This window comes from Microbispora sp. CA-135349 (genome assembly GCF_050947365.1).
Lineage (GTDB): Bacteria > Actinomycetota > Actinomycetes > Streptosporangiales > Streptosporangiaceae > Microbispora.
In genome coordinates this window covers 2,848,947-2,869,166 of sequence record NZ_CP192001.1, presented here as the reverse complement: position 1 = coordinate 2,869,166, position 20,220 = coordinate 2,848,947, and the positions used below count along the sequence as shown (strand labels likewise).

The 20,220-nt window shown below is 73.3% G+C and carries 14 protein-coding genes; 4 read left to right on the top strand and 10 right to left on the bottom strand.

Annotated elements, in window-relative coordinates; genetic code table 11:
- The first annotated feature begins 95 nt into the window (after window positions 1-95).
- Window positions 96-806 (top strand): hypothetical protein, encoded by a 711-nt coding sequence (locus ACQPZZ_RS13510; RefSeq protein ID WP_432932060.1) that lies wholly within the window; start codon window positions 96-98, stop codon window positions 804-806.
- Here ACQPZZ_RS13510 and ACQPZZ_RS13505 read toward each other — a convergent pair.
- The gene (locus ACQPZZ_RS13505; RefSeq protein WP_363646077.1) at window positions 746-1,408 is read right to left on the bottom strand and encodes a response regulator transcription factor; all 663 of its coding nucleotides are present in this window, start codon (window positions 1,406-1,408) and stop codon (window positions 746-748) included. The genes ACQPZZ_RS13510 and ACQPZZ_RS13505 overlap by 61 nt on opposite strands.
- On the bottom strand, window positions 1,405-2,589 hold the full coding sequence (locus tag ACQPZZ_RS13500; RefSeq protein WP_432932057.1) for a sensor histidine kinase: 1,185 nt from the start codon (window positions 2,587-2,589) through the stop codon (window positions 1,405-1,407). The genes ACQPZZ_RS13505 and ACQPZZ_RS13500 overlap by 4 nt, the downstream gene beginning before the upstream one ends.
- A 193-nt stretch (window positions 2,590-2,782) precedes the next feature.
- Between ACQPZZ_RS13500 and ACQPZZ_RS13495 the strand changes: the two genes are divergently transcribed.
- Window positions 2,783-4,489, top strand: coding sequence for a hypothetical protein (locus ACQPZZ_RS13495; protein WP_432932055.1), 1,707 nt, complete (start codon window positions 2,783-2,785; stop codon window positions 4,487-4,489).
- A 28-nt stretch (window positions 4,490-4,517) separates the two neighbouring features.
- Window positions 4,518-6,458 (top strand): protein kinase domain-containing protein, encoded by a 1,941-nt coding sequence (locus ACQPZZ_RS13490; protein ID WP_432932053.1) that lies wholly within the window; start codon window positions 4,518-4,520, stop codon window positions 6,456-6,458.
- A 157-nt stretch (window positions 6,459-6,615) separates the two neighbouring features.
- Here ACQPZZ_RS13490 and ACQPZZ_RS13485 read toward each other — a convergent pair whose 3' ends face one another.
- The 7 genes from ACQPZZ_RS13485 to ACQPZZ_RS13455 form a co-directional block, all read right to left on the bottom strand.
- Complete coding sequence (locus ACQPZZ_RS13485) at window positions 6,616-7,440, bottom strand: adenosylcobinamide amidohydrolase (protein WP_432932051.1); 825 nt, start codon at window positions 7,438-7,440, stop codon at window positions 6,616-6,618.
- Window positions 7,437-8,258, bottom strand: coding sequence for an ABC transporter ATP-binding protein (locus ACQPZZ_RS13480; RefSeq protein WP_432932049.1), 822 nt, complete (start codon window positions 8,256-8,258; stop codon window positions 7,437-7,439). Before ACQPZZ_RS13480 ends, ACQPZZ_RS13485 begins: the two co-directional genes overlap by 4 nt.
- Window positions 8,255-9,292, bottom strand: coding sequence for a FecCD family ABC transporter permease (locus ACQPZZ_RS13475; protein WP_432932047.1), 1,038 nt, complete (start codon window positions 9,290-9,292; stop codon window positions 8,255-8,257). Before ACQPZZ_RS13475 ends, ACQPZZ_RS13480 begins: the two co-directional genes overlap by 4 nt.
- 7 nt (window positions 9,293-9,299) lie before the next feature.
- Window positions 9,300-10,262, bottom strand: coding sequence for an ABC transporter substrate-binding protein (locus tag ACQPZZ_RS13470; RefSeq protein ID WP_432932045.1), 963 nt, complete (start codon window positions 10,260-10,262; stop codon window positions 9,300-9,302).
- Window positions 10,263-10,635: 373 nt separating this feature from the next.
- Window positions 10,636-12,828: a hypothetical protein gene (locus ACQPZZ_RS13465; RefSeq protein WP_432932043.1), complete on the bottom strand. Its 2,193-nt coding sequence runs from the start codon at window positions 12,826-12,828 to the stop codon at window positions 10,636-10,638.
- A 30-nt stretch (window positions 12,829-12,858) separates the two neighbouring features.
- Window positions 12,859-14,955: a hypothetical protein gene (locus ACQPZZ_RS13460; RefSeq protein ID WP_432932041.1), complete on the bottom strand. Its 2,097-nt coding sequence runs from the start codon at window positions 14,953-14,955 to the stop codon at window positions 12,859-12,861.
- Window positions 14,956-15,028: 73 nt separating this feature from the next.
- On the bottom strand, window positions 15,029-17,002 hold the full coding sequence (locus tag ACQPZZ_RS13455) for a hypothetical protein (protein ID WP_432932040.1): 1,974 nt from the start codon (window positions 17,000-17,002) through the stop codon (window positions 15,029-15,031).
- Window positions 17,003-17,887: 885 nt separating this feature from the next.
- Here ACQPZZ_RS13455 and ACQPZZ_RS13450 point away from each other — a divergent pair.
- On the top strand, window positions 17,888-19,162 hold the full coding sequence (locus ACQPZZ_RS13450; protein WP_432932038.1) for an acyltransferase family protein: 1,275 nt from the start codon (window positions 17,888-17,890) through the stop codon (window positions 19,160-19,162).
- Here ACQPZZ_RS13450 and ACQPZZ_RS13445 read toward each other — a convergent pair.
- A complete protein-coding gene (locus tag ACQPZZ_RS13445; RefSeq protein ID WP_432932036.1) occupies window positions 19,125-19,997 on the bottom strand; it encodes a Gfo/Idh/MocA family protein in 873 nt (290 codons plus the stop codon). The genes ACQPZZ_RS13450 and ACQPZZ_RS13445 overlap by 38 nt on opposite strands.
- Between the last annotated feature and the right edge of the window lie 223 nt (window positions 19,998-20,220).

The window sequence follows — 20,220 nt, the reverse complement described above, 5'->3', positions numbered from 1 at the left end:
GAGGAGACATCACCCGAGCGGCGGACGAGCCCCCGCGGGTCGCTCACCTACCGTCACCGGCCGTAGGAGACAGACCCGAACGAGGGGAAAGATCGATGTTCAAGCTGTCGGACTCCACCGACTTCCGGCGCTCGGCCGTCGGGGCCGCGCTGCTGATCTCGCCGGTGTTCCAGCTCACCGCGACGGTGGTCGACCCGGGCACCTGGGGCGACCCGCGCGAGGCGGTCAGCTACGGCGACAACCCGCCGCTGGCCCAGCTCCAGTCCGCGCTCTACCACTGGAGCTGGGTGCTGCTTCCGCTCGCCCTGCTCGGCCTGATGCACCTCACCCGCAAGCGGGGAACCGTCCTCGGGCACATCGCGGGGCTGTTCGCCGTGCTCGGCTTCATCAACCTGTCGGCGCTGCTCATGGGCGACGCGGTCGAGTGGTGGTTCGGGCAGCACTACCCCGCCGAGCAGGCGGAGAAGCTGTTCGACGAGGTGTTCAACCTGCCCGGGGTGATCTTCGCGTTCCAGATGCCGTGGGTGTTCCTCGGCCCGATCGGGCTGATCCTGATGATGATCGCCCTGACCAGGGCCGGGTTCGTCCGCTGGTGGCTGCCGGTGGCCGGCGCGGTCGCGTGGCTTTCGCCCTACGTCACGGACTACGGCCCGCTGGCCTTCGTCTGGGGCGGCGGCAACATCGTGGTGCTCGGCTACCTCGGCCTCAAGGTGCTGCGGATGAGCAACGCCCAGTGGGCGTCGTACTACCCGAGCGCCGACCCCGGCGTCACCACGCCCGACTCGTACGCGAACACGACCGCCTGAGCGCGGTCGCGCAGGTTCAGTTTCATGAGCACACGGGCGACGTGGGTTTTGACCGTGGCCTCGCCGACGAAGAGCTCCTTGGCGATCTCGGCGTTGGTGAGGCCGCGGGCGAGCATCCGCAGCACCTCCAGCTCGCGCGGGGTCAGCTCGGCGAGCTGCGGCGGGCGCACCGGCTCGTGCCGGCCGGCGAAGGACGCGATCACCCGCGTGGTGACGGCGGGGTCGAGCAGGCCGTCACCGGCGGCGACGACCCTGATGGCCTCCACGAGCTGCTCGGGCGGCGACACCTTCAGCAGGAAGCCGCTGGTGCCCGCGCGCAGCGCGGCGTACAGGTTCTCGTCGGTGTCGAACGTCGTGAGCATGATGACCTTGGGCGGGTGCGGCGCGTCGAGCAGCTGCCTGGCCGCGGTGAGCCCGTCCATGCGGGGCATCGAGATGTCCATGAGCACGATGTCGGGCCGCACCCGGCGGGCCAGCGCGACCGCGTCGGCGCCGTCGGCGGCCTCGCCCACGATCTCCATCCCGGGCTCGCTCTCGACCACCATGCGCAGGCCGGCCCGGATCATCGCCTGGTCGTCCGCGAGGACGATGCGGATCGTCAATTCGTGGCCTCGCTCATCGGCACTCCCTGGGAGATCGGCAGCGTCGCGCGGACCCGGAATCCGCCCTCCGGCAGCGGCCCGGCGTCGAGGGAGCCGCCGAACAGCTCGGCCCGCTCGCGCATGCCGATGAGCCCGTTGCCGGTGGACAGCGCCGGTCCCGCGCCCCCGCCATTATCGGTTATCTCCAGCTCCAGCCGATCGGGGCGGTAGGCGATCCGGATGCGCACGTCGGCCTCCCCGGCGTACTTGACCGCGTTGGTGAGGGCCTCCTGCACGATCCGGTAGGCCGACAGGTCGAGACCCGGCGCGAGCCGTACGGCGTCGCCCTCGGCCTCCAGCGTGACGCGAAGCCCCGAGGACCCGACCGTCGAGATGAGGTTGGGCACCATGTCGAGCCCCGGCTGCGGCAGCGCCTCGTCCTGCGGCATCCGCAGCGCGCCGAGCATGATCCGCAGCTCCTCGACCGCCTCACGGCCCGCCTGCTCGATGCCGGCGAGGATCTCGGTCTCCGGGGAGCCCTGGCCGTCCCGGGCCGCGCCCATCCGGCGGCGCAGCACCCCGGCCTGCATGACCATCATGCTCACGCTGTGGGCCACCACGTCGTGCAGTTCCCTGGCGATCCGGTTGCGTTCGGCGGCCACGGCCTCGGCCGCCCGGCGTTCCCGCTCCATCTCCAGCCGCGCCGCCCGCTCGGCCATCCGGTGCACGCGCAGCAGGTAACCGCGCAGGGCCAGGCCCGTGACGTACGCCGAGCCGAACATCACCGTCAGGAAGATGACCTCCTCGAACGGCAGGAAGCGGTGGTCGACGGCACCGGAGTCGAAGACGAGGATGCCCACCAGGGCCCAGGTCCCGCCCGGTCTGAACGGCAGATGCGCGCCGACCGTGTGAAAGACGATGAGCAGCGCGGCGAGCTGCCAGACCGGACAGTGTTCGTTGCCCTGCCGATGCCAGGCGTACTGCGCGAGGATCATCAGGATGAACACCGCCACCGGCGCCCTGCGGCGATACCAGACCAGGACTCCGGTGACCAGCGCCTGCCCGACCCACCACAGCTGGGGGTTCTGGGCCGCGCCGTACTCCGTGGCGACAGTGAACGCCTCAAGGGTGCCCAGCGACATGATCGCGATACCGATCAGGAGGTCGACGCGGGGGACCGAGCGGAGGGGGGGCATGCGCATGACGCGCAGAGTAATCCCTGCCCGGCATAGTGCGCACTAGGGAACATACGCCCCGCAATTGGTCTGCAAGTCATCGTCAAGTGACCGCGCGATCATCGCCCTGTATCAAGTGGGTGTCGGTCACGAGACTCACCTTGTCGAACACTGTCCGCGCTGAGACGCTTGAACCTCCGAACAGGCCTAGGAGAAGCAGATGCCCCGCCTGCACTCCCTTATCGCGGGGCTGGGCGCGCTCGCCGCGCTCGGTGCGCCCATGCTCCACCCGCATCCCAGCGGTTCCACCGACCGGGTCACCCCCGGCGCCGTACGCGTGGAGTCCTCCTCACACGTGCGCATCACGCTGCTCGACGACCGCGGCGTGATCAAGCAGATGGTCCGCGATTATGACGTCGACCTGGCGAAGGGCAGCGGGTTCACGGTCGCGCCCGACGGTGTCGTCGTCACCGCGACCCAGGTCGTGCAGCCCGCGGACGACCCCCGGGTGTACGCGGCCAACCGGGTGTTCGCCGAGTACTTCAAGGTGAAGGTCCCGGCCGACTTCAAGCGGCACTCGCTGGACGACCCCGACCTCGACCGGCGGCTCAAGGCGTGCTATCCGCCGCAGCAGACCGACTCGACCTGCATCGCCCAGGTCACGACGAACGTCACCGTCCACCCCTACCTCGACCCGCCGCCGCCCGGGGGACTGCCCGCGCAGATCCTGACCACCGGGGCGTCCCCGGCGGCCCCCGCCGTGCTGAAGGTCACCAAGGGCGGCGAGAAGCAGTCGCTGCCCACGGTCCCGCTGGGCACCGCGATCGGCGGCGCCGTCGAGTCGCTCGACGTGATGGCGCTCCCCGGCAGACCGTCGGCGAAGCTGCCGCCCAAGCTCGACACCGCGCACCTCACCCCGCCGGGCAGCAGGACCGTCAAGGAGCGCGACAAGGTTCTCAAGCTGCTCGACGACGGCGCGGTCGGCGCGGCCCTCATCGACGACGGCAAGAGCGAGGTGGTCGGGTTCGTCTCCGGCGGCGGCGACCAGCCCCTGACCATCACCCCCGCCGACGAGATCCGCAGCGCGCTGGTCGCCGCCGGGGTCACCCCGCGCCGCGGTCCGGTCGACGTCGTGTACGAGAACGCGCTCGCCTCCTTCCACAACAAGCTCTACACCGGCGCGGTACCGGCGCTGCAGCAGGTGCTCAACCTGCGGCCCGACCACGCGGTCGCGGCCGACCACCTGCGGGTCGCCCAGGCCAAGGCGGGCACGGCGGAGGACGCCGGCGCCAGGCCGGTGGCGCGTCCGGTGCGCACGGAGAAGCCGGAATCCTCGGTGCCGCCATACGTGTGGGCGGCCGGCGGCGTGGTGGTGCTCGCCCTGCTGGCCGGTGGCGTCGTGCTGCTGCGCCGCAGGAGCGCCGCGGCCGCCGCGGGACAGGACGGCGACGGCCTGCCCGGCGAGGTCCACCCGAACGGCGGTCAGACGGACCCCGGGCTCGCCGGGCACGGTGTGGGCGGGCACGGTGTCGGTTCGGACGGTGCCGATGCGGACGGGGGGTTCGCGGGCGAGGCCGCCGCGGTCCCGTCCCAGGAGACCTCCTGGCCGCCGTACGCCGTCACCAGGGTGTTCGGCGCCGAAGCCGCCCGGTCGCCCGAGGTCGTCGGACCGGCCCCACAGCAGGGCACCCAGCCGGTCACTCCGGCGGGCGCGGAGCCGGCGGGCGTCCAGGCGACGGCCGATCCGTCTCCGCCATGGGGACGTTCGTACCCGCCGGACCCGTCGCCGCCGCACGGGCATTCGTACCCGCAGGACCCGTCCCCGCCCAGAGGACAGGCGCAGGTGCAGTTCTGCACGCAGTGCGGGATGCGACTGGGCCAGGGACACCGTTTCTGCGGCTACTGCGGGAACCCGACCGGCTCGTGACCAGGGGAATGTTCAGGGGGGATGCCGGATGACCGAGGGGCCCGCGACGCCGCCGCTCGTCGGGCGGCGGCTCGGCGACTACACGGTCGAGGCGGTCGTCGGGCGGGGCGGCATGGCGACGGTCTACCGCGCGCGCGACCAGCGGCTCGGCCGGGCCGTGGCGCTGAAGGTGCTCGCGCCGCAGCTCGCGCACGACGATCGCTTCCGTGACCGGTTCGTGCGCGAGTCACGCATGGTGGCGAGCATCGACCACCCCAACATCATCCCGGTGTACGAGGCCGGTGAGCGCGACGACCTGCTGTTCATCGCCATGCGTTATGTCGAGGGCAGCGACCTGCGCAAGCTCGTGCAGTCGGAGGGCCCGCTGCCCGTCGGGCGGGCCAACCCGCTGTTCGCGCAGATCGCCTCCGCCCTGGACTCCGCGCACGCCCACGGCCTGGTGCACCGCGACGTGAAACCGGCCAACATCCTGGTCACGCGGTCCGATCACGTCTATCTCACCGACTTCGGGCTGACCAAGAGCTCGTCGGCCGAGGCCGGGCTGACCAGCCACGGCCACTTCATGGGCACCCCGCGCTACGTCGCCCCCGAGCAGATCCGCGGCCTGCCGGTGGACGGCCGCAGCGACCTGTACGCCTTCGCCTGCGTGGTGTACGAGGCGCTCGCCGGGCAGCCGCCGTTCCAGCGGGACACCGAGCTCGCGCTGCTCTACGCGCACGTCTCCCACGACCCGCCGCCGCTCACGCCGTACCGGCCGGACCTGCCGCACGCGGTGAACGCCGTGATCGCACGAGCACTGGCCAAGTCACCGGCCGAGCGGTTCCCGACGTGCCAGGTGTTCGTGTCCGCGCTGCGCGACGCGATCAGCGGCGGAGCGAGCGGTCCGGCGGGGGCGGTCTCTCCGTCCTATCCCCCGGCGTCCGGGCAGTCCCCGGAGGTTCCCGGCCCTTCGGGGTCCCGGCCGCACTCCTCGTATCCGCCGGCCGCGCCCTCCCATCCTTCCGCCTCCGCCGCGTCCGTTCCCACGCTGTCCGCACCCTCCTCGGTGCCGCCCGACTCCAGGCCGCCCGGCGCCCGGTCCTCGGGCTCTGTACCACCCGGCGCCCGTTCCTCGGGCTCTGTGCCCCCCGGCGCCCGTTCCTCGGGCTCTGTGCCACCCCATTCGGTGCCCGGGCCGCAGGGCGCCGTGCCCTCGTCCCGCCCGCCCACGAGCTACCCGCCGGACGCGCGCGCGACCGCTCCGGGACAGGGGCACGGCTCGTACCCGCCCGGATCACCGCACGCCCAGGTCACGGTCGCGTCGAGTGGCACGGCGCCGTCGGGCAGGGGCGGCCGGCGCCGGGTGCCGCTCGGGCCGCTGATCGGCGGGCTGGCGGTCCTGGTGGCCATCGCCGTCGCCGCCACGTTGCTGCTCACGCGGGGCGGGGACACCGCCGCCACGTGGAACACCTACCCGGGCAGCACCGCGGCGCCGTTCACCATGGCCTACCCCGCGGCCTGGGGCGAGGCCAGGACCAACGCCGACCAGTGGATGATCGCCTCACCGGCCGTCGACGAGTTCGACGCGCTGTTCGCGGTGCCGGGCAACACCGACTGGTCGAAGGTGAACCCCCTCATCACGGCCCATCCCGACCGGGCCACTGGCGTGTTCGCTCAGGTCAGCAACACCCTGAGCACCTCGGACTCGCCGATGGAGCTCCAGGAGAGCCTGGGTCCCGCGCTCCCCGGCGTGACCACCTACTACGGCGTGCCTTCGCCCACGACGGTCGGAGCCAAACCCGGGTTCCGGATCGAGGGCGTGCTCAGCGACCCCCAGCAGGCCGGAACCGGACGGCTCGATTTCATCGCCTATCTGGTCCGGCAGGGCGACACCGGCACCACCGTCCTGATCGCGTTCTTCTGCCCAGCGGGCCGGTGTGACAGCTCGAACATCGACCACATGGTGAACAGCATCACGTTCACGTCCTGAGGGTCATCTCCGGCCGCTGATCCGAAGGGGCGGTCGCACGCGTACGCACGGGAAGATGCGCGCCCCTCCCCGCGAGGCGCTCCGGCCGCCAGCGGCCACCACATTCGGCGCAACCTGAGACCGCGGACGGCCCGCGAGTCGCCACCCGTAAGGCCGGCTAACCGGCCCGGCGGGCGCGCCAGTCGCGCGCGCCGTCGAGGACGGCCCGGTGGACCGCGCGGGCGATCCGCGCGCCCCAGACGGAGCGCGGGCCGCCGAACGCCTCCGCCGGGCCGTCCTCCCGTACGGCGACGCAGACCGCGTCCGACGCGGTCCCCGTGCAGGGGAAGCCCGCATCCAGCAGCGCCTGCGTCTTCGCCTCGGTCACCGTCATGACGGCGTTGACCAGCGCCGGGTCGGAGAACGCGACCGGCACGGCCACCAGGATGTTGATCGTCCCGGGGCGCGGGGCGGCCCGGCGCGGCACGCACGCTCCCGCGTCGCCCGCGCCGACGGTCTCCCGTCCGGGCTCCGGCGCGACCAGACCGGCGACGGCCCGCGCGGTAGCGGGGGTGACGTCCTCCTGGGCGGGCTCGCGCCCGGACTCCTCCCCGGCCTTCCGTCCGGGCTCCGAAGCGGCCGGCACGCCGGGGTCGGGCACGCCCTCGGGCGAGGCCGCCCAGGTCGGCACGCCCAGGCCGACCGTGGCGACGGCCTCCGCTCCCCCGTCGGCCGCCACGGCGTACCGGTCCACGAGCGCCGCCGTCATCATGCCGACCCCCGGGCCGCCGGGACCGAGCGCGTCCATGTGCTCCACCGGGTCCATGCGCGAGTACCCGGCGGCCACCTGCGCGTTCAGCACCCACTCGCGGCGTCCGACGCCGCCGCCCAGCATGGCCGAGGAGATCATCCGCCAGCCGGGGCCGAACCGCCACAGCAGCACGCCGAGCCGCAGGCCGTCCTCCATCCGGTACGTCAGAGACGGCGGCGGCAGGCCCGTCACCCCTCCTCCGCAGGCGTCATCCGGGAGGTCCGCGGGCGGACCAGGTGGACGAGCGGGCGCCCGTCGGCGCCGGTCTCCACCCGTACGCTGGCGCCGAAGTGCTCGGCCAGCAGCGGCTCGGCCAGCACCCGCCCGGGCGGCCCGGCCGCGACCGCACGCCCCGCGGCGAGCAGCACGATCGCGTCGGCGTACTGCCCGGCGAGGCTGAGATCGTGCAGCGTCGTCACGACGGTGAGGCCGTCGGCCAGGCGCAGCCGGTCGACGAGTTCGAGCACCTGCTGCTGGTGGCCCAGGTCGAGCGCCGTGGTGGGCTCGTCCAGCAGCAGCACCGGCGCCTGCTGCACCAGCGCCCGGGCGAGCACCACCCGCTGCCGCTCGCCGCCGGACAGGTGCCCGAGCGGCCGGGACGCGAAGCCGTCCAGGTCGAGCCGTTCCAGCACCGACCGCGTCACCTCGCGGTCCCGCGCGCTCTCGCTGCCGAGATAGGGGATGTACGGCGTGCGGCCCAGCAGCGCGTAGTCGTGGACCGTCATGTCGGGCGGCAGCGCCGGGCTCTGCGGGGCGTAGGCGATCAGCCGGGCCCGCCGCCGCGGGCGCAGGTCGTCCACGGCCGTCCCGTCGACGAGCACCTCGCCCTCCTTCGGGACCAGCCCGGCGACGGCCCGCAGGAGCGTGGACTTGCCCGCGCCGTTCGGCCCGATGACGGCCAGCCATCGGCCGGGCGCGGCCGACAGCGTGACGTCCGTGAGCACCCGCCGCCCGCCGAGCGTGACGCCCACGCCGCGCGCCTCGATGGCCGGGACACCCCGGCCGCTCACGTCTCCACCCGCCGGGTCAGGCGCAGGACGGTGACGAAGAAGGGCGCCCCGACGAACGCGGTGACCACGCCGATCGGCAGTTCGGCCGGCGCGAGCACCGTACGCGCGATCGTGTCGGCCAGCACGAGGAACGCCGCGCCGCCGAGGAACGACAGCGGCAGCACGATCCGGTAGGACCAGCCGGCGAGCCGCCGGACCACGTGCGGCACCACGATCCCGACGAACGCGATCAGCCCGCTGACCGCCACCGCCGCCGCGGTGGCGAGCGAGGCTGCCAGCAGCACGACGAAGCGCACCCGCGCCGCGCGCAGGCCGAGGCTGACCGCCTCCTCGTCGCCCACCGACAGCACGTCGAGCAGCCGCCCGTGCAGCAGCATGACGACGGTCGACACCACGGCGTACGGCGCGATCATGCGGAGCTGGTCCCAGCCGCCGCCGACGTCGCCGAGGATCCAGGCGTAGATCCGTTGCAGCTCCTCCACCTTGAGCTGCTGCACGAAGGTCTGGATGGCGGTGAGGAACGAGGTGACCGCGACCCCGGCGAGCACGAGCGTCGCGGTGCCGCCGCCCCGGCCCGCCGTGTGGCCCAGCGCGTACGCGAGGAACACCCCGCCGACGGCCCCGGCGAAGGCGGCGATCGGCACCGCGGTCACCCCGGCGTCGCCGCCGAGGAAGACCACGACGAGCGTCACGGTGAGGCCGGCCCCGGCGGCCGCCCCGAGCAGGTAGGGATCGGCCAGCGGGTTGCGGAACACACCCTGGTAGCCGGCCCCGGCCGTGGCGAGCAGCCCGCCCACGACGGCGGCGAGCAGCACCCGCGGCACCCGGAGCTGGAACAGCAGCCCCTCCTCGACCGGTGCGAGCCCCGAGTGCGCGGACACCAACGGCAGCCGGTCGAGCAGCGCCAGCGCGATCGCGCGGGGCGACAGACCCGCCGCGCCCGCCATCACGCCGACGGCGAGACTGGCCACAAGCACGGCGGACGCGACGAGCAGCGCCCGGCCTCGTGGCCGTGCCGCGGGGGTCCGCGTCACCACAGGATCAGCTCGCCGCCTTCTGGACGGCGTCGCTGACGGCCTGCGCGAGGTCGGCGACGCGGGGCCCCCAGCGGGAGGCGATGTCGTCGTCCAGCTCCACCACGCGGCCCTTCTTCACCGCGGACAGGCCGGACCAGCCAGGCCGCTTGGCCAGCGCGGCGGCGTTCTGGCCGCAGCACTTGGTGTCGCCGAGGAAGATCAGGCCGGGGTCGGCCTTGGCGATGAACTCCGCCGACAGCTTGGGGTAGCCGCCCGCCGCGTCGGGCGCCTCGTCGGCGATGTTCTTCAGCCCGAACAGGCTGTAGACCTGCCCGATGAACGTGCTCGACGTCGCCGCGTAGGGCGTGGTGTCCAGCTCGTGGTAATACGTCAGGTCCTTGCCCTTGGGCGCCGCGGCGACGAGCGCGTCGATCTTCTGCTTGACGCCGCTCGCCACCTCCTCGGCCTTGTCCGCGTTGCCGGTGGCCGCGCCGAGGTCCCTGATCTGGTCGTAGGTGTCGTCCAGCTTGGTCGCGGCGGGTTCGAGCAGCACCGGCACACCGACCTTGCCCAGCCCGGCGACCACGCCCTCCAGGTCGTTGGCGAGCACGACGAGGTCGGGCTTGGCCGCGACGATCGCCTCGACGTTGGGCTTGAACCCCGACAGCGACGTCTTGGGCGCCTCGGGCGGGTAGTTCGACTGGTCGTCCGCCGCCGTCACCTGCGCGCCCGCACCGATCGCGAACAGGATCTCGGTGGCCGTCGGGGACAGCGACACGATGTGCTCGGGCTTCTTCTCGATCGTCACCGCGCCGTTGCCCGCCTGGATGGTGACGGGGAAGGCGCCCTGTCCCCCGCTGTCCGGGGTGCTGTCCGAGGCTGCGGGGGTGGGGGTCGCGGACGTGGCGGCGCCGTCGGTCTGGCCGCAACCGGCCAGAGCGAGCACGCCCAGCACCACACCCGCGACGGCCGTGCGTACGGGCCTCACGAGGTCCTCCATCAGGGGGAATGCCGGGAATCGAGGGACCCGCTGGAAGCGACGGATCACCCTTTTCCACGAGGGTCGATGGCGTCGGCGCGCAGCGCAGGCGACCTGGCTCGTCCCCGGGGGCGGGGAACCACAGTTGCGGGACAGCGCCGGGTTCTCACCGGACTTCGCTGCGTGGCGCGCGTCGGACGCAACGGTACCAATCCCTCACGTGGCGTCCACCCCCGCCCCGCCCCCGGGCTCCGCCCAGCCGGCACGTCGCGAGACGGCCGCACACCTGGGCTACGACCGGCACAGCCCTGCAGGCTGCAATGCGACAAGCACCGTCCTGGGCATCTGGATGGCCAGGACCGCCACCGGCGGCGGCTGCTCGTCAGGACGGCGGCGGCCGTAGGCCGCACCAGGCGTCGGCGCAGGTGAGGACGTGATAGGTCGGGGTTCTCCTGCCATCGATCGCGCCGTACCAGACGATGCGCGCGCGTCGGTCGGGACCGATGGCGACGTCCACCTCGCCCACGTGGGACGTGGGGACCAGGTGGGTGACGCCTCTCCCCACGCAGCCGTCGTCGCGGCAGGACAGGACGGCTACCGGCGGGTCGGCCGCGTCGTATCCGGCCAGAACGGGACGGCCGGCCGGATCCAGGGCCAGGCCGGGGGCGCTCCGCGTGACCAGCTCGGAGGCCGACACCGTCCGCGGGGTCCCGGAGCAGGACGGATCGCGGCAGATCATGATCGTCGTGTCCCCGGTGCCACCGCCGTTGTGGACGATCACCGGCCTGCCGTCCGGCCTGACGGCGACCTGGAGCCGCAGATCGTCGAAGGACCTCCGGGGGTCGTACCGTGGCGAGGACCTGTCGGACATGTCGAACGCGCGAAGGGCCGGGTGCCCGCATGCCACGGTGTCGCAGATCGCGATGGTGGCCTTCCGCGTGATCAGGTCCGCGTATGCGATCACCGGGCGCCCGTCCGGAGACGCCGCGACGGCGAGGGCGCGGGGCTTGTGGTTCATGACGTCGCCCGCGACGGTGAGGTCTCCCACCGTGATCGTCCGGGGGTGGACGCAGGCGAAGTCCGGGCACCGCGTGAGCGTCACGCGCGCGGGAGTCGGGTACCGGTCCGCGGAGACGGGGGTGATCGAGGCGACGGCGATGCCGCCCCGCGTCGCGACCGCGGTGGCGTTCACGGGGGCCACGTCCAGCCGGAGCACGTCGCCGGGCGCCGTCCTCAACGGCGGGCCGGGACGCCACGTGCAGCCGTCGGGCCGGCAGGAGAACAGCTGGAGCTCCCGCCGCCGTTCGACCTCATCGGGCTCCCTCACCCAGCCCGCGAACACCACCGAGCCGTCGGGGGTGACCGTCGCCCCGGACTGCTCCTCGAAGGAGACGTCCAGGATGACGGTGGTCTGCGTGCCGCAGGTGCCGTCGCCGCAGAACGTCACCTCCTGGAACCCCCGGTCGCGGATGACGATCGGAAACCCGCGAGGGCCGAAGACGATCTGGACCTGTCCCGGGCCGCCCTTGCCGGAACCCGAACCGGGGTCCTCACCCGCGATCTCGTTGTCGGTCACGCCGGTGAGCGGACCGGCCACCGCGTAGCCGCCGTACAGCAGGCCGGGCAGAAGCACCAGCCCGACCGGCCACCAGCGGGTGCGCCGCCCGCCGGGTGCGCCGCCGGTCGCGGTCGCGGACGACCCGCGCCCACCTCTGTCTCTCCGGATCGCCAGGGCTCCCCAGCGCGCCTGGTTCTTCCGATGGAGCCGCGCGTAGCAGCAGCCGAGCACCGCGGCCTGGAACGGCAACAGCAGGATGGCCGCCGTCATCCGCAAGGCGTCGCCGATCTGCACGCCGGTCGGGACGGGGAGCGTCGCGCAGAGGAGGTGCAGACCGAGCTGTGCCAGGCCAGGAACGGCGGCGAAGGCCACCACGATCGTCCGGATCGTCCACCGGTAGTCGTAGGCCGCCAGACGGTACGCCGTCGTCAGCGGGGGAATCCGGTCGGGCAGCGCCGTCCAGGCGAGTACGGCCGGGAGCGCCAGGAGGACGAGCAGCACCCCCAGGATCACCGCCGCGACGATCGATCCCGTCCCATGGGCCACCACGGCCATGACGCCGGCCTGCACGGCGAGAATCACCACGAGATTGACGGTGAGCAGCAGCACGGCGTGCGGGCGCCGGAGAACGGCCAGCACGGCACGCCCCGCCGACAGGGGGCGGCCCTCGATGTGGCCCACCACGAGGTGGCTGCCGGCGGCCAGGCAGGCGAACCCTGCCACGAAGGCCGTCAGCACGAGTCCGGCGAAGATCCATAGGACGGCCGGTGAGGGCACGAGGAGCACAGGAGCTCCGTTGACGAAGGAGATCCGGTGGCCCAGAGCCACCAGCACGGCCACCAGCGCCACGAACGGCGGGACGAGGACCAGGGCGCACACCGCCAGCAGGTGCCGGTAGAGACCGACGGCCGTGCCGTACATGATGCGCAGACCGCGAAAGCCCTTCAACCGGTCGAACGCGTCATCCGGCCAGGCGGCGGGCGACCCCGTCGCGCTCACCGGCGTTCCGAGACTCATGTCCCTCCTGGTGATGTCCGGGCGTTTCGTTCAGGACTTCAGGCAGTACGGGTCGGCGCAGGTGAGGACGTGATAAGCGGGCGTCCCCCCGCGATCGGGCGTGCCGTACCAGACGATGCGCGGGCGGCGGTCGGGGCCGACGACGAGGTCGAGGGGGCCGAACGCGTTCGCGGGAATGAGGTGGGTGAGCCGGCGGCGGGCGCAGCCGGTGTCCTCGCAGGCCAGGACGGTCACCCGAAGGTCCTCCGTGTCGTAGCCGGCCAGGATCGGACGGCCGGCGGCGTCGAGGGCCAGGCCGGGAGAGCTCCTCGTGGCGATCTCGGACACGGTCACGGACCGCGGGGGCCGGAAACACGCCGGGTCGGGGCAGAAGAGGATTTTCGTGACCTCACGCTCCGGGTCATTCTCGACGATCACCGGCCTGCCGTCCGGCCCGATCGCCATCTGGATCCGCAGTGAACCGGTGAGCCACCCCCACAGGACCGGCTCGGGCGACTCGGATGCCGTGAACGCATGGGTCCGCGGATGCGGGCAGGCAGGCGAGTCACAGCTCACCACGGTCGTCTCCCGCGAGACCCGGTCGACGAAGGCGATCACCGGGCGCCCGTCCGGGGAGACGGCGACGGCGATGGTGCGGTTGTCCACACTGACGGCGGCCCTGTCGCGGAGGCGGCCGACAGTGACAGTCCGCGGGGCGGCGCAGGCGGCGTCCCGGCAGAGCGTGAGCTCGACGCGCGCGAAAGCACCGTCGGAACCGGGCTCCGGGGCGATCGACGCGATGGCGACGCCGTCCGGTGTCGCGGCCGCGGCGACGTTCACGTGGAGCCACCCTTTCCGCGCCAGCCGCAGCGGACTTCCGGGGCGTCGCGCACAGCCCCCGGGGCGGCAGGAGAACAGGTGGAGCTCGACGTCGTCGCTCGGCGACGGCTCGTACACCCATCCGGGGATCAGCACCGAGTCGTCGGGCATGGAGGTGGCGACGGACTGCCCGTCCAGGTAGGCCCCCAAGGGGACGGCGGCCTGCCGCGCGCAGGCGCCGTCGCCGCAGAAGGCCGGCTTCAGCGTGCCGCGGTCGGTGATGACGACCGGCCGGCCGCCGGAACCGGTGACGATCTGGGCGCTGATCGGCCGGTCCGGGTACCGCTCCCTCGCGATGAGCTCGTTGTCGACCACCTCGGCCCGCCCGAGCGGGTTGGCGGCGGCGAACACCCCGTACAGCAGGCCGGGGAGCAGCGCGGCCACGACAGGCCAGGACCTGGTCCGCCGCCTGGCGGGTTCGCCGGTCGTCGTGGGCTCCGGCGTGCCCCATCTTCTGAGGTAGGCGTAGCAGCATCCCAGCGTGGCCGCCTGGAACGGTGCCAGCAGGACCGCCGCCGTCACCCGTACGGCGTCGGCGATCGCCACGCCGGTGGGAACCGGGAGCAGGAAGCGCAGGCCGTATAGGGCCGCCTGGGCCAGGCCGGGGATGACGAGGTACGCCAGCGCCACCCTCCAGGCCGTTCCCGTGTAGTCGCGGGCGGCCAGGCGGAGCGCCGTTCTCAGCGGAGGAAGGCGCCCAGGAGACACAGTCAGGGCGAGCAGGGCGGGCAGCGTGAAGAGGCCGGCCACCGCGGCCAGGATCAGCGCCAGAACGATCGACTCCAGCAGCTCCGCCACGACGACGAACAGGACGAACTGCGCTCCGGCTGCCAGCGTGAGCTCGGCGGCGAGCAGCAGGAAGGCGTGCGGGCGGCGCAGGACGGCCAGGACGGCACGCGCCGGCGACGACGGACGGCCGTCGATGTGATCGACGACGAGGCGGCTGCCCGCGGCCGAACACGCGAGTCCGGCGGCGATCATGATGAGCGTCGCTCCGGCGTACGTCCACAGGACGCGCGGCGACGAGGTCAGGAGCAGCGGGGTTCCGTTGACGATGGCGATCCGGTCGCCCAGGGTCACGACCACGGCCGCCGCCGCCATGAGGGCCGGGACGACGGTCATCGCGCACACGGCCAGCAGCGGCCGGTAGAGGCGGCCCGCGGTGCCGTACACGATCTCAAGGTTGCGTCCGCCCCACACCTCGGCGAGCGTCTCCTGCGACCATGCTTCCGATCGGGACCTCGGGCTTGTGGACGATTCGAGACTCATTTCCCCCCTTGTGGCCGCGGGCCGGTCGCGTGAACCCGGGCCGCGGGCAGATCGGCGCCCCGGCCCCCGTTCCTCATGGGGCGCAGTGCGGGCCAGCGCAGGTGAGCAGGTGGTACGCGTTGCCGCCGGCCGGATCGGCCGTGCCGTACCACAGAATGCGCGGCCGCTGGTCGGGGCCGATGGCGAGGTCGAACTGCCCGACCCCTCCGGCGGGCAGCAGAGGGGACGCGGAGCGGCGGGCGCAGTCCTGGTCCCGGCACGCGACCAGATCGATCACCATGGCGCCCTTCCGGCGGTAACCGGCCAGCAGAGGGAGGCCATGGGCGTCCAGGGCGAGGCCGGGCGCGCTCACCGCGACGACCTCGGGCACCGGCACGAAACGAGGCGTGCCGGAACAGGCCGGATCGGAGCAGAGCATGATCGTCGAGGTGTGGCCGTCGCCGGGGTCGCTGTACACGATCACCGGCCGGCCGTCCGGCCGCACCGCCACCTGCGTGCGCAGGTTGCTGGTCAGCCAGGTGTACCTCGTCAGCGCGGGCAGGCCGAACGCATGGATCGACGGGTGGGCACACGCCGCGGACTCGCAGCTCGCCACAGTGATCTTGTGGGTGCGCCGGTCGGTGTAGGCGACGACCGGCCGCCCGTCCGGGGCGGCGGCGACGGCCAGGACGCGGGCGTCCATGTCCTCCAGCGTGAAACCGTCGACGATCTCGCCCACCGGGACGACGCGACGCCGGGCACAGGCGACGTCGTCGCACAGCGCGAGCTCGACGCGGGAGAGCGGCTTCTTATTGTGGCCGGGAAGGCGGACGCTCCAGGCGATGGCGAGGCCGTGCGGTGTCCCCACGGCGGCGGCCCGCGCGTCCGACGACTCCTCGGTGGCCTTCAGCGGCTCGCCCGGCCGCCGGACGCAGCCGTCCGGGCGGCAGGAGAACATCACCAGCTCCATCCGGGAGGCGCCGATCTCACTCGTCCAGCCCGCGACGACCAGCGAGCCGTCGGGCGCGACCGCCGTCGCCGGATGGGTGCGGAAGTACTCGTCCAGCGTGACGCTCACATGGTCGCCACACGTGTCGTCGCCGCAGAACACCACCACCGGGCGGCGCTCGTCGCGGAAGACGACGGGCTTCCCGCCGGGGCCGAGCATGATCTCGGTGCGTGACGGGTAGTCCACGTACTCTTCCTTGACGCCGATCTCGTTGTCGACCATTCGGGCCCATGAGAGCGGCTCGGCCGCGTACCCGGGGTACAGCAGGCCGGGCAGCAGGGCGACCAGCAGTACGGCCGGCCACGCGACGATCGGCGGGATCGGAGGCCACCACCGCCGCCCGGCGCGCTCGTGGCCGCGGTCGTCGCCCTTCTCCCGGTCGAGGTCGTGACCAGTGGCCGGGCCCAGCCGGTGCAGGTAGGCGTAGCAGCAGCCCACGGCGGCGGCCTGGAGCGGCGTCTGCAGGACGACCGCGGCCAGCCGCGCCGCGTCGCGGAACAGCCCGTCGGCGGGGACGGGAAGCAGCCCGCCCAGTGCGAAAAGGCCCAGTTGGAGCAGGACGGGAACGGCGAGGTATCCCAGCGCCAGCATCCAGACCGCTCTGCCGTAATCGCGGGAGATCAGCCGCCACGTCGTGCGCAGCGGAGGCACCCCGTCGGTCAGTGCGGCCCACGCGATCATCAGCGGCAGCGTGGTGACGCCGACCGCCGTCACCACGATCACCGCCGGGACGACGGACGACGCCGAGGCCGTGAACGCCGCACCGATGGCCACCAGCACGACGACGGCCGTCACGAACAGGATGACGAGCATGGCGAACGTTCGCGGCCGCCGCAGGACGGCCGTCACCGCGAGCCGGGCCGACAACGGACGGCCGTCGATGAAGTCCAGCACGAGACGGGCGCCGCCGGCCAGGGCGGCGAGGCCTGACGCGATCGCGGTCACCGCGGACAGGGCGAGGATCACGCCGAAGGCCGGTGACGACTCGACGAATCGCGGGACTCCGCCGACGACCGCGACCCGGCCGCCCGCGGCGACGAGCACGGCCAACGGCGCCACAAAGCCCGGGACGAGAGTTATAGCGCATATCGTTAACAGGTGCCGATAAAGGCGGCGGGTCGTGCCGAAAATGACCGAAACGCTGCCGCGGGTAGCCATTCGTGGAAATGTACCCGCGGGCCGGCCTTCGGATCGCGTCGTCGCGCTCGCGAGCGGTTCGATATCCATTCTTTCCTCGCGGGCGCCTGTTTCGGACGAACGACCGGTCTGCCTCGGGTGATGCTCGCATGGCGAAGTGCCGGAAACCAGGCCAGACTAGTCCACCAATCGACATCGCGCATCCCATGACTTTCTCGTGATACCGATTTCGACGGACGGCCGAATTACGCTTTCGCGACGATCGCGCCTCCGGCCGATGCATTCCCTCATAGACCGGGCCCGCCATTCACGACGCGCGTGCGCAGGTGATGCCGTGCACCGGCGCGGTCCCGGCCCGGCCTGGTCACCGCGCCGCGAGCATGGCCACCGCGCCGCGGGCATGGGCGGCCGCCTTCCTCGCATCCGTCCACCTGGGCGTACGCGGGGATGGTAGGGCTGGCCCTACCCCGGTGGTAGGGGGGCGCCCATGATCAGAAGTAGGGACCGCGTCGCTGTGCCGGACGGGGCCGCGGCGGGACGCTTGGAGTGTTCGACGGGCCGGAACTCCGAGGTGGTCTCAGCGCCTCGGAGACCCGGGCTTCAAGGACCCCGGCCCTGAAGGCCCCCCGTCCCGAAGGCCCCCAGTCCTGAAGACTCCCAGTCCCGAAGACTCCCAGCCCCGAAGACTCCCAGCCCCGAAGACTCCCAGCGCCCGGGACTCGCGCGCTCGGAGATCCCAAGCCCGCGACCCCCGCCGCTCAAGGGTCGACCACCCCAGGCGGCCCGACACAGCGAAGGCGACCCCCCATGTCCCTGACCATGCTTCCCCCCGCCCCCGAGAGGGCCCTGGCCGCGCCTCCGCCACGGGACCGCTTCATCGACGTCCTGCGCGTCTTCGGGATGGTCCTCGTGGTCGTCCAGCACTGGACGATGCCGGTCCTGTCGTACGCCCAGGGACGGCTGACCACCGGCAACGCCCTGGCGGGGGTGCCGTACGTCACCTGGATCTCACAGGTCATGCCGCTGGTCTTCTTCGCCGGGGGCGCGGCCAACGCGATCAGCTTCCGGTCCGCCGTCCGCCGGGGCGGTACGGCGCGCGAATGGACGGCGCGGCGGGTGCGCCGCCTTGCCTGGCCGGTGGTGCCGCTCGCGGTCGTGTGGCTGCCGCTCCCCCACCTCCTCGTGGCGCTCGGTGTGCCCGCGCAGCCGGTGGAGGTGGCCGCGCGGACGGTCGGCCAGTTGCTCTGGTTCCTCGCGGTCTACCTGCTGGCCGTGGTGGCCACGCCCCACCTGCTGCGGGTGCGGGCCGGGGTCGCCCTGCCGGTGCTGGCGGGCGGCGCGGTGCTGATGGACGTGGTCCGGTTCTCCGGTCTGGAGGCGGCCGGCTATCTCAACGTCGCGTTCGTCTGGCTGGCGGTCCACCAGGTCGGGTTCCGGTACGCCGAGGGCGGCCTGGCGTGGCTGACCGGGCGCCGCGCCGCCGGGCTCGCGGTGGCCGGGTTCGCGATGGTGGCGGCCCTCGTCGCGACCGGGCCCTATCCCGCCAGCATGATCGGGATGCCCGGGATGATCTCGAACATGGCTCCGCCGAGCGCCTGCCTGCTCGCGTTGTTCGCCGGTCAGCTCGGCCTGGCGATGCTGCTGCGCCCCGCACTGAACGCGCTGGCGGCCCGGCCCAGGGTCGAGGCGGTGCTCACCGCGCTCGCGCCGCGCATGATGACCGTCTACCTGTGGCACATGACCGCCCTCGTCGCCGTCGCGGGCACGGCGACCGTCGGGTTCGGGCTGGCGACCCCGGGCGCGGGCTCGGCGGGCTGGTGGAGCGCCGTCCCGCTGTGGCTGGCCGCCCTGGCGCTGGTCCTGGTCGCGCTGACCGCGCTGCTCGGCAGGTTCGAGGAGCCCAGGGGTGCCGCCGCCCACCGGCATGCACTGACGGCCACGCCGCTCGTCGGCGGCGCGCTGCTCACCCTCACGATCACCGGCTTCGCGCCCGGCCCGGCGCCGGTGATCGCGTCCGCCGCCCTGGTCGCGGGCCTGGCCCTGGTCAGCCGGCCCGCAGCTGCCGCTCCACGTCGTCGATGATCTCCTGCAGGCGCAGGCCGTGGCGGGCGTCGAGCGGATGCCCGCCGCCGTCGCGCACCGTACCCGCGAACTGCCGGACCACCTCGGGGAACACGTCGCCGAGTTCGGAGCCGAGCAGCGAGGCGCTGCCGAGCCGTCCGTAGACGTCGATCCGGCTGGGCGGGGTCTCGCCCTCGGCGGCCATGCACAGCGACGCCTCGCTGACCGCGCCGCCCTCGTGCTCCAGCAGAAGGCCGACCCAGCCGAGCGGGTCGCCGTGCGCCCTGACCGCGACCACCCGGCCGAGCGCGGCGTCGAGCAGGTCGACCGTGTGCGGGCCCACGTCGAGCACCGCCCCGCGTTCCAGCCGCCAGGGGGTGGCGAAGGGGCCGCCGCGCAGGCTTCCGGAGATGTTGGCGGCGTGGCCGCCGAACGGCTCGATCCGCCGGACCCGGTCGAGGAACTCGGTGGTCGCCGCGGAGTAGCGGAACGTGAAGAGCATCTGGGAGGCCACGCCCGCCTCCTCGATCGCCGCGGCCAGGCGCCGGGCGCCGTCGAGGTCGGCCGCGAGCGGCTTCTCCAGCAGCAGCGCCCTGCCCGCCCGGGCCGCGAGCACGCCCAGCTCGGCCTGTACGGCGGGCGGCACGCAGAACGCGATCGCCTCCGACGCCGCGAGCAGGTCCTGCAGCCGCTCGAAGGAAGGCGCGCCGTGGGCGTCGGCCAGCGCCCGCGCCGCCGCGGGCCTGCGCGCCCAGACCCCGGACAGCGTGGTGTCCGGGCCGGCCGCGAGGGCGGGCGCGTGGACCATCTCCGCCCACGGTCCCGCACCGACGAGTCCCACCCGCACCGGCTCCATGGCGCCCCCTTCCCCGCAGCGACCTTACCGCCGGCCCCCCTTGACGGGACAAGGCATCGCAAAGGGAACGCCGCGGCAGGGCGCGGCATCGCCCGGGCCGGTCCTTCGCGCCGATACCGCCGGCCCGGCGCGACAGGCCCGGCGCGACAGGCCCGGCGCGACAGGCCCGGCGCGACAGGCCCGGTGCGACAGGCCCGGTGCGACGCCGTGCGGCGGCTCGGGC

Bases quoted from the DNA above. Each gene is read 5' to 3' on its own strand.
- ACQPZZ_RS13450 (WP_432932038.1), top strand. From the start codon at position 17,888: ATGTCCCTGACCATGCTTCCCCCCGCCCCCGAGAGGGCCCTGGCCGCG.
- ACQPZZ_RS13500 (WP_432932057.1), bottom strand. From the start codon at position 2,589: ATGCGCATGCCCCCCCTCCGCTCGGTCCCCCGCGTCGACCTCCTGATC.
- ACQPZZ_RS13445 (WP_432932036.1), bottom strand. From the start codon at position 19,997: ATGGAGCCGGTGCGGGTGGGACTCGTCGGTGCGGGACCGTGGGCGGAG.
- ACQPZZ_RS13510 (WP_432932060.1), top strand. From the start codon at position 96: ATGTTCAAGCTGTCGGACTCCACCGACTTCCGGCGCTCGGCCGTCGGG.
- ACQPZZ_RS13465 (WP_432932043.1), bottom strand. From the start codon at position 12,828: ATGAGTCTCGGAACGCCGGTGAGCGCGACGGGGTCGCCCGCCGCCTGG.
- ACQPZZ_RS13490 (WP_432932053.1), top strand. From the start codon at position 4,518: ATGACCGAGGGGCCCGCGACGCCGCCGCTCGTCGGGCGGCGGCTCGGC.
- ACQPZZ_RS13460 (WP_432932041.1), bottom strand. From the start codon at position 14,955: ATGAGTCTCGAATCGTCCACAAGCCCGAGGTCCCGATCGGAAGCATGG.
- ACQPZZ_RS13495 (WP_432932055.1), top strand. From the start codon at position 2,783: ATGCCCCGCCTGCACTCCCTTATCGCGGGGCTGGGCGCGCTCGCCGCG.